15 protein-coding genes are annotated in these 16,857 nt (G+C 64.9%); 11 read left to right on the top strand and 4 right to left on the bottom strand.

The features are described from left to right. Positions 1–26 precede the first annotated feature (26 nt). A complete protein-coding gene (locus V6M87_RS16350; RefSeq protein ID WP_332877715.1) occupies positions 27–668 on the bottom strand; it encodes a MutS-related protein in 642 nt (213 codons plus the stop codon). Next, positions 658–1,419, bottom strand: a complete 762-nt coding sequence (locus V6M87_RS16345; RefSeq protein ID WP_332877714.1) for a hypothetical protein — start codon at positions 1,417–1,419, stop codon at positions 658–660. Before V6M87_RS16345 ends, V6M87_RS16350 begins: the two co-directional genes overlap by 11 nt. Before the next feature lie 123 nt (positions 1,420–1,542). Between V6M87_RS16345 and V6M87_RS16340 the strand changes: the two genes are divergently transcribed. The 7 genes from V6M87_RS16340 to yghU all read left to right on the top strand — a co-directional run bounded on the left by V6M87_RS16340 (position 1,543) and on the right by yghU (position 10,021). Next, a complete protein-coding gene (locus V6M87_RS16340) occupies positions 1,543–2,811 on the top strand; it encodes an efflux RND transporter periplasmic adaptor subunit (RefSeq protein ID WP_332877713.1) in 1,269 nt (422 codons plus the stop codon). A gap of 12 nt (positions 2,812–2,823) precedes the next feature. After that, positions 2,824–3,525, top strand: a complete 702-nt coding sequence (locus V6M87_RS16335; RefSeq protein ID WP_332877712.1) for an ABC transporter ATP-binding protein — start codon at positions 2,824–2,826, stop codon at positions 3,523–3,525. A 10-nt stretch (positions 3,526–3,535) separates the two neighbouring features. Then, on the top strand, positions 3,536–4,852 hold the full coding sequence (locus V6M87_RS16330; RefSeq protein WP_332877711.1) for an ABC transporter permease: 1,317 nt from the start codon (positions 3,536–3,538) through the stop codon (positions 4,850–4,852). Positions 4,853–4,861: 9 nt separating this feature from the next. Beyond that, positions 4,862–6,106, top strand: coding sequence for an ABC transporter permease (locus tag V6M87_RS16325; RefSeq protein ID WP_332877710.1), 1,245 nt, complete (start codon positions 4,862–4,864; stop codon positions 6,104–6,106). 22 nt (positions 6,107–6,128) lie between these two features. Continuing rightward, positions 6,129–7,481, top strand: coding sequence for a sigma-54-dependent transcriptional regulator (locus V6M87_RS16320; protein WP_332877709.1), 1,353 nt, complete (start codon positions 6,129–6,131; stop codon positions 7,479–7,481). Beyond that, positions 7,478–8,800: a sensor histidine kinase gene (locus tag V6M87_RS16315; RefSeq protein ID WP_332877708.1), complete on the top strand. Its 1,323-nt coding sequence runs from the start codon at positions 7,478–7,480 to the stop codon at positions 8,798–8,800. Before V6M87_RS16320 ends, V6M87_RS16315 begins: the two co-directional genes overlap by 4 nt. 375 nt (positions 8,801–9,175) lie before the next feature. Beyond that, entirely contained in the window at positions 9,176–10,021 is an 846-nt protein-coding gene (yghU, locus tag V6M87_RS16310; RefSeq protein ID WP_332877707.1) for a glutathione-dependent disulfide-bond oxidoreductase, read from the top strand. Here the strand turns inward: yghU and V6M87_RS16305 are convergent, their stop codons facing one another. After that, a complete protein-coding gene (locus tag V6M87_RS16305) occupies positions 10,022–10,645 on the bottom strand; it encodes a TetR/AcrR family transcriptional regulator (protein WP_332877706.1) in 624 nt (207 codons plus the stop codon). A gap of 142 nt (positions 10,646–10,787) precedes the next feature. Here V6M87_RS16305 and V6M87_RS16300 point away from each other — a divergent pair, with 142 nt between their 5' ends. From V6M87_RS16300 to V6M87_RS16285, 4 genes are all read left to right on the top strand, one after another. Next, a complete protein-coding gene (locus tag V6M87_RS16300) occupies positions 10,788–11,942 on the top strand; it encodes an epoxide hydrolase family protein (protein ID WP_332877705.1) in 1,155 nt (384 codons plus the stop codon). Positions 11,943–11,986: 44 nt separating this feature from the next. Beyond that, positions 11,987–12,448: a hypothetical protein gene (locus V6M87_RS16295; protein WP_332877704.1), complete on the top strand. Its 462-nt coding sequence runs from the start codon at positions 11,987–11,989 to the stop codon at positions 12,446–12,448. A gap of 53 nt (positions 12,449–12,501) precedes the next feature. Then, entirely contained in the window at positions 12,502–13,278 is a 777-nt protein-coding gene (locus V6M87_RS16290; protein ID WP_332877703.1) for a spermidine synthase, read from the top strand. A 164-nt stretch (positions 13,279–13,442) separates the two neighbouring features. Beyond that, positions 13,443–15,878, top strand: coding sequence for a TonB-dependent receptor plug domain-containing protein (locus V6M87_RS16285; RefSeq protein WP_332877702.1), 2,436 nt, complete (start codon positions 13,443–13,445; stop codon positions 15,876–15,878). Positions 15,879–15,887: 9 nt separating this feature from the next. Here V6M87_RS16285 and V6M87_RS16280 read toward each other — a convergent pair whose 3' ends face one another. Then, positions 15,888–16,823, bottom strand: coding sequence for an aromatic alcohol reductase (locus V6M87_RS16280; protein ID WP_332877701.1), 936 nt, complete (start codon positions 16,821–16,823; stop codon positions 15,888–15,890). Positions 16,824–16,857: the final 34 nt, after the last annotated feature.

The following is a 16,857-nucleotide window of genomic DNA, read 5'->3' as shown; positions in this document are numbered from 1 at the left end:
AAGCACGCTTTCGCCATCACCTGCCGCTACCTCCCGTTCCCGAGCCATGCGCAGACGCGCGCGGCATTGCTTTCGATACCCGCGCCGAAACCGTGGTCGGCCAGCAGGCTGATGCCATTCGTATGCGCCAGCACGCCGGCGCTCAGGGACAAAGCGCCGTCGCTGGCGCGCGCAATGAAATACGGATCGAGCCGGTGCGCCAGCAAGGGCGCCAGCACCAGGTTGTGCGACGACACCAGCACCAGCGCACGTGACGCCAGTTCGTCCAGCACGGCCGCTGCCGCCGACACCGATTCGAGGTGGTTCGTGCCACGAAAAATTTCGTCAACCAGAAAGATGCCCGGCACGTCGGCCGTGGACGCGGCCAACAGTTCCTTGGCGCGCCGCAGTTCGGCCAGATACAAACTTTCGCCACCCAGCAGCGAGTCTTCGCTGCGCATGCTGGCGTGGACCGGCAAGGCGGGCAGCGCAGCGCTGGTGGCGTAGCAAAAGCCGAACGCGCGCGCGGCGACCAGGTTGATGCCAACCGTGCGCAGGAAGGTGCTCTTGCCGACCCCGTTGCGACCGGACAGGAAGGCGCCCTTGTCAGCCAGCGCCAGCGACAAGGGGCTGGCCTGCTGCATCAGCGGATGGATCGCGCCGCCCAGCGCCAGGCCGTCACTGCGCAAGGACCAGCACCGGTCGTCGCGCCCCAAGCAGATGGCGCGCCAGCGCGACATCCGCTTCCAGGTTGCCGCACGCCAGATAGCAGCGCTGCAGGAACGCCCGCTCGGCAAATACCAGCGCCGCGCTGCGGAAGTAATGCTTCACGTTGGCCAGCGCGAACCAGTCGGCGTAGCCGGCGGCGCCCGGCAGGCGCGTCATGCTGGACCGTCCCAGCTGTTGGTAGAGTCGCCGCGCGGGCGCAGCCAGTTCGGCAAATTCAGCGCGCCCGGCGTCTCCCAGCAGCGCGCTGGTGGCCAGTACCAGGCGCAGCGCGTCCAGGCGACGCTTCCACTCGTCCACCTGCTGCGAATAGCGCATCTGCTGGGCCATCAGAAAGAACAGGACCGCGCCAGCCGCCAACCAGGCCGCCGGTGACCACACCACTGCCACGATTGCTGCCAGCAGCGCGAGCGGCAGCAATGCCGCCCACTTGATCCAGCCTGGCGGCGTCGGCGACGTGGCGTCATACAGCGTCGTCGCGACCTCCACCTCGGCGCGCCGCAGCGGGCGCAGACTGGTGTGCAGTGCGGCCAATGCAGACCGCTCGGCCATCAAGCTGCGCAGCGACGCAGTGCGCGCATCGATATCTTCCACGCCGCTGGCCAGACGCTGGTGCAGCACCTGGCGGCCAGCGATGCTGACCCCGTCGGACAGCGTGTCCGAATACGGTTCGAGCAGCAGATCGCCCCACGTCTGCGCATCGATCGGCGCCAAGCCCGGACACAGCGGACAGCGCCGGACAGCGGACGCCAGCGCATGCCTTACTTACAAATCAAGCACTTAACGCTATGGCACGGTTCCTGCATTAGCCAAGTTATTTACAGCATCCACTCGATCATGATTCGCGACACTTCCCTCCAGGACGCCGTCCTCGCCCCGCCCGCCGCTGGCCGCACGCGCCGCTTTCTTGTGATCGCCGTCGTGGTGGCAAGCGTGATCGGCGCCGCTGCCTACCTGCTGTCCGGCTGGCGCGCCGATGTGCACACCGTCAGCGCGGCGCGCCTGCGCATCGCCGAGGTCACGCGCGGCACGCTGGTGCGCGACGCCTCCGTCAATGGCCGCGTAGTCGCTGCCGTCAGCCCGACGCTGTATGCCACCGCGCCGGCCACCGTCAATCTGAAAGTATCGGCCGGCGACACCGTCAAAAAGGGCGACGTTCTCGCCACGCTGGAGTCGCCCGATCTCACCGACGCATTGAAACGCGAAGTGTCCAGCTACGAGCAGCTGAAAGCCGAAGTGGCGCGCCAGGGCATCCTGTCGCGCAAGCAGAAGCTGCTGGCGCAAAAGGAAGCCGACACCGCCGAGATCGACCGCAAATCGGCCCAGACCACGCTCGAGCGCTACGACAGCGTGGGCACGGTCGGAATCATCGCCAAGATCGATTACCAGAAGGCGAAAGATGCGGTGGCATCGTCGCAGATCCGCGCGCGCCACGCATCGCAAGCAGCGGTGCTGGAAGGCGACGACGTCGCACTGGCCTTGACAACCAAAATCAACGAACTGGAACGCCAGCGCCTGTCGATGGCCAACGCGCAGCGCCGCGTTGACGAACTGACGGTACGGGCGCCGGTCGACGGTTTCATCGGCACCCTGAACGTCCAGAACCGCATGGTCGTCATCACCAATGCGCCGTTGATGACATTGGTCGACCTGTCCAAACTCGAAGTCGAACTGGAAGTGCCGGAAACGTATGTCGCCGACATGGGCCTGGGCATGCACGCGGAAATTGCCCTGCCGGCCGGGACTGCGATGGGCACCTTGTCCGCGCTGTCGCCGGAAGTGGTGAAAAACCAGGTGCTGGCGCGTGTCCGTTTCGATGGCCAGCAACCGAAAGGCCTGCGCCAGAGCCAGCGCCTGAGTGCCCGCCTGCTGATCGAAGAAAAGCCGAACGTCGTGATGCTGCCGCGCGGTCCCTTCGTCGAAAGCGAAGGTGGCCGCTATGCCTATGTGGTGCGCGACGGCGTCGCCATACGCACCCCCGTCAAGCTCGGTGCGACCAGCGTGTCGGCCGTCGAAATTATCTCGGGCTTAAAAATCGGCGACAAGGTAGTCATCTCCGGCACCGATGCGTTCGACAACGCCCCCACCGTCTCCATTTCCCAATAAAAGGACATCACCATGCTGCGCATGACCAATCTGTCGAAGGTGTACCGCACCCACATGATCGAAACCCACGCGTTGCGCGGCTTCGACATCCACGTCAACCAGGGTGAATTCGTCACCGTCACCGGCCCGTCCGGCTCCGGCAAAACGAGTTTTTTGAACATCGCCGGCCTGCTGGAAGAATTTACGGCTGGCGACTACATCCTCGACGGCGTGAACGTGAAAGGCATGGACGACAATGCCCGTTCGCGCCTGCGCAACGAAAAGCTCGGCTTCATCTTCCAGGGCTTTAACCTGATACCTGATTTGTCCCTGTTCGACAACGTCGACGTGCCGCTGCGCTACCGCGGCTTCAATGCGGCCGAGCGCCGCGAACGCATCGAGGACGCCTTGCAGAAGGTTGGCCTGGCCTCGCGCATGAAGCACTATCCGGCCGAATTGTCCGGCGGCCAGCAACAGCGCGTGGCCATTGCGCGTGCGCTGGCCGGCAGCCCGAAGCTGCTGCTGGCCGATGAACCGACCGGTAACCTCGACACGCAAATGGCGCGCGGCGTGATGGAACTGCTGGAAGAAATCAATGCGCAGGGCACCACCATCGTGATGGTCACGCACGACCCTGAACTGGCCGTGCGCGCGCAGCGCAATGTGCACATCATCGACGGCCAGGCCACGGACATCGTGCGCGCGGCGCCGACGCTGGCCGGCCAATTCGCTTAAGGACAAGGCCATGTTCGCTTACTACTTCAAGCTTGGCGTGCGCAGCCTGCGCCGCAACCCGGCACTGACAACGCTGATGATCTTGACGCTGGCCGTCGGCGTGGCCGCCAGTATCGCGACGCTGACGATCCTGCACGCGATGTCGAGCAATCCGATCCCGCAAAAAAGCACGCGCCTGTTCGCGCCCCTGATCGACAATGGCCCGCTCGAAGGCTACAACCCGAACGACCCGCGCAACGGCAACGACCTGATCAGTTATATCGATGCCATGAACCTGCTGGCCAGCGCACCGGCCGAGCGCAAGGCGGCGCTGTACGGCATCAGCGGGGCGATCGAGCCGGCGCGCCGTGACATGGCGGTCATGTCCGTCGGAGGTATCGGGACGTCGCGCGATTTTTTCGGCATGCTCGACGTGCCGTTCCTGTACGGCCAGGCCTGGAGCGAGGCTGACGACAAGGCCGGTACCGACGTTGTCGTGATCAGCCGCGCCCTGTCCGAAAAGCTGTTTGGGACGGCCAGCCCGGTCGGCCAGCGCATGCGCATGAATGGTTTCAATTACCAGATTACGGGCGTGACGAACAACTTCAAGCTGCTGCCGAAATTCTACCGGCTGGTCGGCGGCCCGGGCGCCTTCGGCGAGGAAGAAGAGATCATGGTGCCGTTGTCAAACGCGGTGCGCCACGAATTGCCCGGGCAGGACAGCATGAGCTGCAGCAGCAACCGCGAGGCCGGCTTTCAGGGACTGCTCAAATCAGAATGCACCTGGATGCAAGTATGGTTGGAAACGCGCACCAGCGGCGAGCGCATTGGCCTGCAGGACTGGCTCGACAGCTATGCGACGCAGCAACGCAAGCTGGGCCGCCTGATGCGCAAGGCGAACAACCAGCTGTTCGACGTCGAACAATGGCTGGAGTATAAGAAGGTGGTCGAGAACGACAGCCGCCTGGCGGTCTACCTCGCATTCGGCTTCCTGCTGCTTTGCCTGGTCAACACGGTCGGCCTGCTGCTGGCGAAGTTCTCGGTGCGGGCCGCCGAAGTGGGCATCCGGCGCGCTCTGGGTGCCTCGCGCCGCGCCATCTTCCAGCAATTTTTGATCGAGACCGCGGTCGTCGGCCTGGCCGGCGCCGCCCTTGGCCTGCTGCTGTCGTTCGCGGCACTGGCGCTGATCGGCATGCAGTCAAAAGAAATCAAGACCGTCGCCCACCTCGACTGGCAAATGCTGGTCATGACGGTCCTGCTGTCGCTCGCCGCCAGCCTGCTGGCCGGCTTGCTGCCGACCTGGCGCGCCTGTCAGGTCACGCCTGCCATCCAACTCAAATCGCAATAAGGGCAAACCATGGAAATCCGTCCCATCCTGTCGGCGCTGCTGCGCAGTAAAACCGGCGCGGTCCTGGTTGCCTTGCAAGTGGCAATCAGCCTGGCCATCCTGGCCAATGCGCTCCATATCGTGAACCTGCGCCAGGCTGTCGCAGCCCGCCCGAGCGGCATCGCGCAGGAAGAGCAGGTCGTCCACATCGGCGTGCGCCACCTGGTCAAGTCCAGCGCCAACGAGCAGGCCGCGCTGCAAAAGCGTGAGACGGCCGCCCTTCGCGCAGTGGCCGGGGTGCGCTCGGCCGCCTTCACCAACCAGTTTCCGCTGTCGCAGTCGGGCCATATGAGCAGCGTTGCCGCAGACCCAAAGCAGGAGCGCGAAACCGGCCATGTCGCCTTGTATTACAGCCCCGATTCACTGATCCAGACCTGGCAAATGCAACTGGTCGAGGGGCGCGATTTCCGCCCTGAAGAAATCATGGACATCGACAACGACGCCGAGGGTGACGCGTTTCCAGCCTTCGCCCTGATCACGCGCACGCTGGCGTCGAAGCTCTGGCCCAATGCATCTGGCGTGGTCGGCAAGACCTTCTACAACGGCACCGGCAGCGATGCCAAAGCCCTGCGCGTGGTCGGCGTCGTCGAACGCCTGCAAACCATCGGCGGCGGACGCGGTGACAAGGGCGAGCTGTCCATGATCCTGCCGATACGAATGACCAACGGCTTCGGCACGATTTACGCGATCAGAGCCGAAGCGGGCCAACGCGAGCGCGTCACGCGCGAGGCACAGGCCGCGCTGCGCGCTGCCAACGGCGCAGGCAACCCGGTCATCCTGGACACCACCGCATTCGAGCAGACGCGCAAGAACCGCTACCGCGCCGATATGGCGCTGTCGTGGATGCTGATCACCGTCAGCGTACTGCTGCTCATCATCACCGCCAGCGGCATCGTCGGCATGGCCAGCCTGTGGGTGATCCAGCGCCGCAAGCAGATCGGCGTGCGCCGTGCGCTCGGTGCGCGCAAGGTCGATATCCTGCGCTACTTCATCACCGAGAACATCATGATCACCACCGTGGGCGTGGTGGCGGGCGTGATGCTGGCGGCCGGCCTGAACCAGCTGCTGGTGGCGCAGCTGCACATGGCGCGCCTGCCGCTGGGCTACCTGGTGTCCGGCGCGGCGGTGTTCTGGGCGCTCGGCGTGGCAGCGGTGTACGGCCCGGCGTGGCGCGCCGCATCGACATCGCCGGCGCTGGCCACCCGCAGCACGTGACGCCAATGCTATCCTAGCGCGCATGTCCACCAAGCCATCCACTGTACTCATCATCGACGACAATGCCGCCGTGGCGATGGCGCTCGACGTGCTGTTCTCCCTGCACGACATTGCCGCGCTGCGCGCCGCCTCGCCGGAAGAGGGCCTGGCGCTGCTGGCGCGCGAGCCAGTCGACCTGGTCATCCAGGATATGAATTTTAGCCACGACACCACGTCCGGAGAAGAAGGCGTGGCGCTGTTTCGCGCCATCCGGCGCCAGTACCCGGACCTGCCGGTGATTTTGCTGACCGCCTGGACCCACCTCGACGCCGCCGTCGACCTGATCAAAGCCGGCGCGGCCGATTACCTGTCGAAGCCGTGGAATGACCAGAGACTGCTGGCGACGGTGTCGAACCTGGTCGAACTGGGCCAGGCCAACAAGGCCTTGCATCAATCGGCCCAGCGCGAGCGGCGCGCGCGCAAAGAACTGGAAGAGCAATTCGACCTGCGCGGACTGGTCTGGCGCGACCCGGCCACAGAACGCGTGCTCAGTCTGGCCTGCCAGGTGGCCCGGGCCGACGTACCGGTGCTGATCACGGGCCCGAACGGCACCGGCAAAGAGCGCATCGCCGAGATCATTCAAGCCAATTCGCAAGTCGCATCCGGCCCATTCGTCGTGCTCAATTGCGGCGCCTTGCCGGCCGAACTGATCGAAGCCGAATTGTTCGGCGCGGAGGCGGGCGCTTACACGGGCGCGGCGCGCGCGCGCGAGGGAAAATTCGAAGCGGCCGATGGCGGCACGCTGTTTCTCGACGAGATCGGCAATTTGCCGCTGGCCGGGCAGATGAAACTGCTGCGCGTGCTCGAGACCGGCCGCTTCGAGCGGCTTGGCTCGAACCGTGAGCGGCAGGTGAACGTGCGGGTGATCAGCGCGACCAATGCGGATTTGGCCGCGATGATCCGCGCCGGCACCTTCCGCGAAGATCTGTTCTATCGTCTCAACGTCATCGAACTGCGCCTGCCGCCTTTGGCTGCGCGGCCAGGCGACATCCTGGCGCTGGCGCACAGCTTTTTACAGGGCCCCCGTCAGCTCGATGCGGGCGCTGAGGCTGCGCTGCTGGCGCATCCATGGCCGGGCAATGTGCGCGAACTGAAAAACGTCATCACGCGCGCGTCGCTGCTGGCCAGCGGCAGCATGATCAAGGTGGCCGATCTGGGCTTGCCGGCGGCACCGCCTCCTGTCGCTGCACCGGATGCGGAGCCGGACCGCGACACCATCGTGCAGGCCCTGGCGCGCGCCAATCACATTGTCGCGCAGGCCGCGGCGGATCTCGGCTTGTCGCGCCAGGCGCTGTACCGGCGCATGGAGCGGCTGGGCATCGGCCGGGGCGCATGAACCGCAAGGCCGTCCGCCTGTCCTTGACGACGCGCTGGTCGGCGCTGGTCGGCACCTTGCTGGCGCTGGGCGTGATCCTGGCGCTGGTTCTCGATGCCCTGCTACCCGGTCGACCCGCGCTGGTACTGGCCATCTGCCTGGCGTGCGTGGTGCCGATTGCGATCATCACGATCCGCGCGCAGATCCAGCCGATCCTGTCGCTTTTCCGCGCGCTGGAAGGGACGGTTGCCAGTTACCGCGACGGCGATTTTGCATTCAGCCTGCACTGGCCGCAAAACGATGAACTGGCCGATCTGATCGACGCCCACAATGCGCTCGGCGCGGTGCTGCGCGAACAGCGCCTCGGGCTGGTCCAGCGCGAGCTGCTGCTCGACACCATGGTGCAAAACACGCCGGTGGCGATGCTGCTGGTGCAGGATGCCGGCCCGATCGTCTTCGCCAACCTGGCTGCGCGCCAGCTGTTTGACGCCGGCCGCAAGCTCGAGGGTCACCTGCTGCCCGAGCTGCTCGACCGGTCGACACCGGCGCTGCGCGATGCGCTCGCGCGCGGCGGCGATGGCCTGTTCACGGTGAATGCCGGCGAAGACGAAGACGTGTTCCACCTGGCGCGGCGCAGCTTCACGCTCAATGGCCGCAAGCACGAACTGCTGCTGCTGCGCCAGCTCACCAGCGAACTACGGCGCCAGGAAGTGCAGACCTGGAAAAAAGTCATCCGCGTGATCAGCCACGAACTGAACAACTCGCTGGCGCCGCTGGCGTCGCTGGCCCACTCGGGTGCGGAGCTGGTGCGGCGCGGCCAGGTCGAGCGCCTGCCGCAAATCCTCGAGACCATCGGCGAGCGCACGCGCCACCTGGAGACCTTCATCCTTGGCTACGCGCGCTTCGCCAAGCTGCCGACGCCGCGCCTGGCGCCGCTCGACTGGCAGGCGTTTGTCGTGCGCCTGTCGTCGCATGTGACGTTTGCGATGGCTGGCGAGGTGCCGGCCGAGCCGGCCCAGATCGACGCGGCCCAACTGGAGCAGGCGCTGATCAACCTGCTCAAAAACGCCCACGAATCGGGCTCCGCGCCCGACGACGTCACGCTGTCGGTGCGCCGTGTGCAAGACCACGTGCGCATCGACGTGCTGGACCGCGGCACCGGCATGAACGACGCGGTCCTGACCAATGCCCTGGTCCCCTTCTATTCGACCAAGCGCGCCGGAACCGGCCTCGGCCTCGCCCTGGCGCGCGAAATCGCCGAGGCCCACGGTGGCCGCATCACCCTGGCCAACCGCGACGGTGGCGGCCTGGCCGTCACCCTCTTCCTCCCTTCGACCTGATCAACAGTCCACCTGAAATATTGCCGCGAAGCTCAAACCCAAAAATTAGGGTCAGAGTCAAATTATTTACCAATTGATCCTCCGAAAGCCGCGCCAGGCGCGCATGCCGGCGCCTGGATTGGTGGATCAATTGCTCAATAATTCGACACTGACCCTCATTTGGATTCCCTACAAGTTGCCGTCAAGCTCAAACCCAAAAATTAGGGTCAGTGTCAAATTAATTGGCAATAGCACCCAAGAAAATTCTAGCCAGTATGGGCAGCGCTGCTTCTTCGCGCCGCCGCTCGGCTGCCACATCCACACAGCCTGGTTCGGCAAGCCCGTCGGTTTTCCGGCATCATCCATCACACGACAGCATTCACCATGGAGAACCTGATGACCGACCCATTTACCCCCTACACCCCACCGCGCGTGTGGTCCCCCGCCACCCAATCCGGCGGCGCCTTTGCCAACATCAACCGCCCGATCGCCGGCGCCACCCATGAAAAGGAACTGCCGGTAGGCAAGCATCCGTTCCAACTGTATTCGCTCGGCACGCCGAACGGGCAGAAGGTGACGATCATGTTCGAGGAACTGCTGGCGGCCGGCCACGCGGGCGCCGAATACGATGCCTGGCTGATCAACATCGGTGAGGGCCAGCAGTTCGGCAGCGGCTTCGTCGGCATCAACCCGAACTCGAAAATCCCGGCCCTGTTAGATGTCAGTGGTGAGCAGCCGGTGCACCTGTTCGAATCCGGTTCGATGCTGGTCTACCTGGCCGAAAAATTCGGCGCTTTCCTCCCGACCGAGCAGCCGGCACGCGCCGAGACGATGAACTGGCTGATGTGGCAAATGGGTTCGGCGCCGTTCGTCGGCGGCGGTTTCGGCCACTTTTATGCCTACGCGCCAGAAAAGCTGGAATACCCGATCAACCGCTATGCGATGGAAACCAAGCGCCAGCTCGACGTACTCGACCGCCTGCTGGCCGACCGTCAATTCATCGCCGGCGACGAGTACACCATTGCCGACATGGCGATTTTCCCGTGGTACGGCGGCTTAGTGTTGGGTGAGCTGTATGGCGCCGGCGAATTCCTGTCGGTGCACAATTACCAGCAGCTGCGGCGCTGGGCCGATGAAGTGAAAGCGCGTCCGGCCGTCAGGCGCGGACTGAAGGTCAACCGCGTGCGCGGCGCGCCGGAAGCGTGCGTGGCAGAGCGCCACAGCGCGGCCGACCTGGACTGATTACGACCAGCCGTCCAGCGCCCCGGACGCCGTCAGCATCGCGATGGCGGCCTCGATCCGGGGCGGCGCGGCAGCGAGCAACGGCGCCACCGGTTCGCCCAGCAAGGCGCGCATCAGGGCCGGCGCGAGCACCAGTTCGCTGAACTGTTCGGCCGGGCCGATGGCCTTGCCGGCCGCCTCAGGGTCGCGCAGTGCGATGGCACGCGCGATGCGCCGCACGCCCGCTTGCCAGAACAACTGGTCGGCCCGCACATTGGCGTCGGCAATGCGTGGCAGCTCGGCCACCAGCAGGCGCAATAATGCCAGCGCATCCGGATACAGCGCATCGGCCAGCACGCGCATGCCCACCGCCGCCAGCCGCTCCCGCAGCGGCGTTTCGGCCGGCACCTTATCCTGACCGACCGAGCGCGCCAGCATGTGGTCGATGACGGCGGCAAACAGCGCCGCCTTGTTCGCATAGCGCGCGTAGATACTGGCCTTGCCGGCGCCGGCGTCCAGCGCGACCTGGTCACAGCTGGTGCCGTCGTAACCGCGCGCCAAAAACAGGCGCGTGGCGGCCACCAGCAGGCGGGTTTCGACATCGCCCTGCCCCGCCGCCGGACGTCCGCCGCGTGCGCGCTTCACCTGTACCGCTCCTTCCATGCCCACCCTTTTCACTTGAATTAACTTTACAGCAGGCGATCACGGGCGCTAAACTAGACTTGTCAGTTCAGTTTAATCCTTCCGGCAACCGCCGGCCAGCAGCGTAGCACGTCAAGGAAGCCGCATGTCCACCACCATCCACCCGTTTCACCTCGAAATTCCCGATGCCGACCTGGCCGACCTGCAGCGCCGCCTGGCAAACACACGCTGGCCCGACGCCGAAACGGTCGCCGACACCAGCCAGGGCCCGCAACTGGCCAAGCTGCGCGCCCTGGTCGCGCGCTGGCAGGGCGGCTACGACTGGCGCCGCTGCGAGGCCATGCTCAACGCCTGGGGCCAGTACCGCACCGAAATCGATGGCGTGGATATCCACTTCCTGCACATTCGCTCGCCCCATCCGGACGCCACGCCGCTCCTGATGACGCATGGCTGGCCGGGCTCGGTGCTGGAGTTCCGCGCCGTGATTGGCCCGCTGACCGACCCCGTCGCGCATGGCGGCCAGGCCAGCGACGCCTTCCACCTTGTGATTCCATCGCTGCCCGGCTTCGGGTTTTCGGGCCAGCCTACTGCCAGCGGCTGGAATGTGAATCGCATCGCCGACGCCTGGATCGTGCTGATGGCACGCCTCGGCTACGAAAGGTGGGCGGCCCAGGGCGGCGACTGGGGTGGCGCCGTCACCACGACGCTCGGCTACAAGGCGCCGCCGGGCTTGACCGGGATTCACCTGAACATGCTGATGTTCCAGCCCACCGAACAGGAACGCGCCGACGCCACGCCGCATGAACAAGCCATGCTCGACGACGCCCAGCGCTACGACCAGCAATTCTCCGGCTATTTCAAGGTACAGGCGACCCGCCCGCAAGCGGTCGGCTTCAGCCTGGCCGATTCGCCGGTGGGCCTGGCGGCCTGGATCTACGCCCTGTTCCAGGACGTGTCCGACAGCGCCGGCGATGTCGAAAGCGTGTTCGCACTCGACGCCATCCTCGACGACATCATGCTGTACTGGCTGCCGAATACGGGCGCAAGTTCCGCGCGCCTGTACTGGGAAACGATGCAGTCGATGCGGCACGGCGGCATGCCGTCAGCGCCAATGACCACGCCGGCCGGCATCAGCATGTTCCCCGGCGAGCAGGTGCGCCTGTCACGGCGCTGGGCCGAGCGGCGTTTTACGAACCTGGTCCACTTCAACGAGCTGAAACAGGGCGGCCACTTCGCCGCCATGGAGCAGCCCGAGGTGTTTGTCGATGAAGTGCGCAAGACTTTCCGGCTCGCGCGCTAGCCAGGCCTCATACTGCATACTTCTTTCGACTCTTGAAGTGCGCGATGAAAATCCTGAAATGGGCTGTGGTAGTGCTGGTGGGCCTGGCCCTGTTGATCGTCGCCGGGGTGTTCGTCCGTAACAAGGCCGTGGGGCCGGCCGGCTGGGCCAGGGACAACACGCTGAAACAGCTCAAAGCCAATCTGCGCAATCCCGGCTCGATGGTGATCCGCTCGTCCTACATCGTCAAAACTGCCGATCCGGGCAAGGACGCCACCGTCATCGAACTGTGCGGCGTGGTCGATGCGAAAGACGCCGCCGACGCCTACACGGGCGGGTTGCGCTTCGTCTCGCGCAGCATCGACGACAATGCCGCCGGCACCTTCGACACCTACGCCGTTCTCATCGAAGACCCTGCGCAAAAGGTCGTGGCCGACAGCCAGCATGTACTGAGCACGTTTGAAGCGCGCTACTGGAATGCGCACTGCGTCGATGCGGCGCACCCGCCGCTGCTACCCGCCACCTGAACCGGCGACGCCATGGTCTGTTAAGATCGGCCTTCGCAGCCTATTCTTCTTCCATGTCGTCCTCTCTCGCCACCAGCCGTTTCGCCGATCCCGGCCATCCTCCCGCCACCATCACCGAATTTCGCGGCGTGCGCTTCCTGCACCTCGGTACCTCATGGGTGCAAGGCGCCATGCGCATCGACAAACCCGATGCCATCGAACTCGAATACGTGCAGATGATGATGCTCTGGACGCTGTTCAATGCGGCGCCAAAGCACATTGTCCAGCTGGGCCTGGGCAGCGCAGCGCTCACCAAGTTCTGCTACCGCCGCTTCCCGGATGCGCAGGTAAGCGCGGCCGAACTCAATCCGAACGTCATCGCCATTTGCCACGACCAGTTCGAGCTGCCGCCCAACGACGCGCGCCTCGATGTGCGCGAAATGAATGCCATGGACTTCGTGCTCGATCCGGCCAACCACGGCCGCGTCGATATCCTGCAGGTCGATTTGTACGATGAAGAGGCGCGCGGGCCGGTGCTCGATTCGCCCGCGTTCTATCAGGCGTGTTTCGACTGCCTGTCGGACGACGGCATCATGACCACCAATGTCTTCGGCGACTACGCCAACTACGACGTCAACCTGGACAATATGCGCGACGTGTTCGATGCGGTGGTGTGGCTGCCGGAGGTACACGATGCGAACATCGTCGTGCTCGCGTTCAAGCGTGCGCCCGAGATCGATTTCTCGATCCTGTACGAACGCGCCGGCGAAATCAAGCGCAGCCTGAATTTACCGGCGCGCAGCTGGGTCAATGGCTTGAAAGACTGGATGCGCGACCAGCAGGAAAACTGACCCCCGACCTGCCCCAATGCCATCCAGAGCGCCATCGCCGTTGTAACGACGCAAACTTTCCCTTTCCTTAAGAAAAGCTTTGCGCTAGATCAAGGTTCGTACTTGTTGATAGACCACCATTGTTTTACGCCAAGTCCGGCAATGTGGTTAAAACAGGAGACAGCATGATCTATGCACGACGCATCACCCCTTCCCTGCTTGCTGCCAGCGTCATCGCAGCCTGCCTACCTGCCGCCGCGCAGACGGATGACACCACCCCGTCCGTCGTCGTGATCGGCTCGCGCGCCGCCGCCAAAAGCGCGCTCGACACCGCCGTGCCCGTCGCCTATATCGGCCAGGCCGACATCGCCTCCACCGGCACCCTGGAACTGGGCAAGGTGCTGCAGGAACTCGACCCATCGGTCAATTTCACCACCACCTTCGTCAGCGACGGCACCGACATCATCCGCCCCGCCACGCTGCGCGGCCTCGGGCCCGACCAGCTGCTGGTGCTCATCAACGGCAAGCGCCGCCACCAGCAGGCGCTGGTCAATGTCCAGCAATCGATCGGACGCGGCTCCGCCGGTACCGACATGAACGCCATTCCCCTGTCGGCCATCGACCACATCGAAGTGCTGCGCGATGGCGCCGCGGCGCAGTACGGGTCGGATGCCATCGCCGGCGTGATCAACATCGTGCTGAAACAAGCCCCAGGTAAAACGCAGCTGACCGGCGGCGCCGGCACCACCAGCGAAGGCGATGGCGACATGGTCTCCGGGAGCGCCTCGACCGGCATCGCGCTCGGTACCGACGGCGGCTTCCTGCAACTGTCCGCGGAGGCGCGCCGCCGCAATGCCACCAACCGCGCCGGTGCGGACTCGGCGCGCGTCTCGCCCCCGCGCGTGACGCAGCAACTGGGCGATAGCCTCGCGCGCGACGCCTACCTGTGGGCGAATGCCGGGTTGCCGCTCTCGCGCGAGAGCGAACTGTATGCCTTCGGCGGCGTCTCGCGCCGCACCGGCAGCGCCTACGGTTTTTTCCGCCCACGCGAAGACGGCCGCAACGTGCCGGCCGTGTACCCAAACGGCTTCCTGCCGAATATCGTCACCGTCGTGCGGGACGCCTCGCTGGCGCTCGGCTACCGGCGCGATTTGCCGGGTGACTGGAAATTCGACGTCAGCATCAACCACGGCCAGAGCGAACTCGATTTCCATGAACGGAACTCGATCAACGTCAGCTACTGGTACGAGCCGAGCTGCTCGTGCAGCAATTTCAACGCCTCCCCGCGCGAAGCCGATACCGGCAAGCTGCAGTTCACGCAAACCACCTTCAACGCCGACCTGAAAGGCCCGCTCACGCCCAACACCTTCCTCGCCGGCGGCTTCGAATGGCGCCGCGACGCCTACCGCATCAGCGCGGGCGAGCCGCTGTCCTACTATTACGGGCGCACCAACAACCGCGCCATCCGCATTCTCGACCAGAACGGCGGCATCGCGGCGGCCGGCATCCAGGGATTTCCCGGCTACACCCCGGCCACGGAAGTTAACGACGGCCGCCACAACATCGCGTTCTACCTCGACGCCGAACACCATCTCACCAGCCAGTTGCTGCTTGGCGCCGCTATCCGCCATGAGCGCTATTCCGATTTCGGCTCCACCACCACCGGCAAACTGACCGCGCGCTACGACCCCAGTAAAATGGTCGGGATCCGCGCCAGTGCCTCGACCGGTTTTCGGGCGCCCAGCGTGCAGCAGAAGTTCTACAGCTCCGTGTCCACCAACCTCAATGGCGACGGCGTGCTGACCGACACCCTCACTGCGCGCGAAGGCAGCGCTGTCACGCAAGCCTTCGGCATCGCGCCGCTGAAGCAGGAGACTTCGAGGAGTGGCAGCATCGGCCTGGTGCTGCGCCCGGCGACGAATTTATCGGTCACGGCGGACGTCTACCAGACCAGCATTTCCGACCGCATCGTCTTCTCCAGTAACATCGCGCCGGAAACGGGCCCCTGCCCCAGCGTAGCCGCCTGCCCGATCCGCGCCATCCTCGATCCGCTGCGCGTGGGCCAGGTCCAGTTCTTCACGAATGCGGTGGGTACGCGCACGCGCGGCCTCGACATCGCCGTCGAACACACCACGCGCCGCGCCGGGTCGACGCTGGTGCTGAGCGGCCAGCTGGGCTACAACCAGACCAAAGTCACCGAACGCAATTCGTCATCAAGCCTCTTGAGCGGCGCGCAGCTGTTCGACGACGCCCAGGTCACGCTGATCGAACGCGGCCAGCCGCGCCAGCACCACGTGCTGTCGGCCGACTACAGCATCGGCGCCTGGGGCCTGAACCTGCGCGAAAATTACTATGGCCCCGTGCAGGGCCAGGGCTTTACCGCACCCTTCATCCAGACCTGGGAGGGAAAATGGCTAACCGACCTGGGCCTGCGCTACAAGTTCAACAAGACTGTCAGCGTGGCCGCCGGCGTCGACAACCTGTTCGACACGTACCCCACCGAGTGGGACAAGGTGGGCGCCGCGCCATTCCCTCAGATGGGCTTCACGCACTGCTGGGAGACCTGCCCGTTCGGCATCAACGGACGGACGCTGTATGCGCGGGTTGACATGCGGTTTTGATCACGACGCTCAACGCTGCTGCGACGCCAGCCAGGTCCTGACGTCGGTAGTGGGAATGCCGCGCTGAGCGTTGTAGGTCACGCCCTTGTCCCACCACATGCCATCGCCACGGCCAAACGCCAGGCGGTAGCGTGCCATGCCATCGCCGGGATGCTCGGCACAGGCCGCGGCCAGCATGCCTGCAGTGAGCAAATCGCGCCGAAAATGCCGGCCGGTGGCGGCATCGACGATATCGGCCAGCTGACCGTACGAGACCGTATCGCTGGCGACATACACCACCTGGTTGGCAATGCGCGGCGTCTCCAGCAGGATGGCGGTGGTCAGCTTGCCGATGTCCTCAGGCGCCGTCACGGTAACTTGTGTCGACCAGCTACCCAGGCCGCGTACGATGCCAGCGTCCATGTCGACCAGGCCAAAGCCAGGTTCGAACAGGAAGCTCGTGAACATGCCGGTTGAAACGATCACCCATTCCGTCCCCGTTTGTGCGCGCAGCAGTGCGCGTACGGCATACTGCTCGTCGAAGACTGGCTGGCCGCTGCCCTGGCCGACGACGTCGTAATCGACGCCGAACTGCCACGGAAAATAGCGGCGCACCCCGGCGCCGAGCACGGCGCGCGTGATCTTCAATTGCGTGCCCGGACCCGCGACGAAACCAGTACAGCTGATCACGGTGTGAAAGGGCCGCAGCTGCGCGGCCAGCTCCGCTTCGGTACAAGCGGCCAGGTCGAACGCGACCATGTCCACGCCCAGGTCGCGCAGGACGCCAGCGCTTTGCAGTTGGGCCGGATCGGGATCGCTGATTGACTGCGGCGACACCAGCACCACCAGCCGGCTGCGCGCATGCGCCGTGCGGGGCGCGAGCTGGCGCAACACCGCCATGCCGAGTTCGCCCGCGCCCAGCACCAGGATGTTTTCTACATCGACATCGTGAACATTGTTTTCCATGGATTCCTCTTATAGACTAGCTCGCCGTTGTTCG

This window comes from Massilia sp. S19_KUP03_FR1 (assembly GCF_036688685.1).
Classification (GTDB): domain Bacteria; phylum Pseudomonadota; class Gammaproteobacteria; order Burkholderiales; family Burkholderiaceae_D; genus JALYUM01.
The sequence above is the reverse complement of the archived record's forward strand: the minus strand, read 5'-3'. Positions and strand labels throughout refer to the sequence as shown.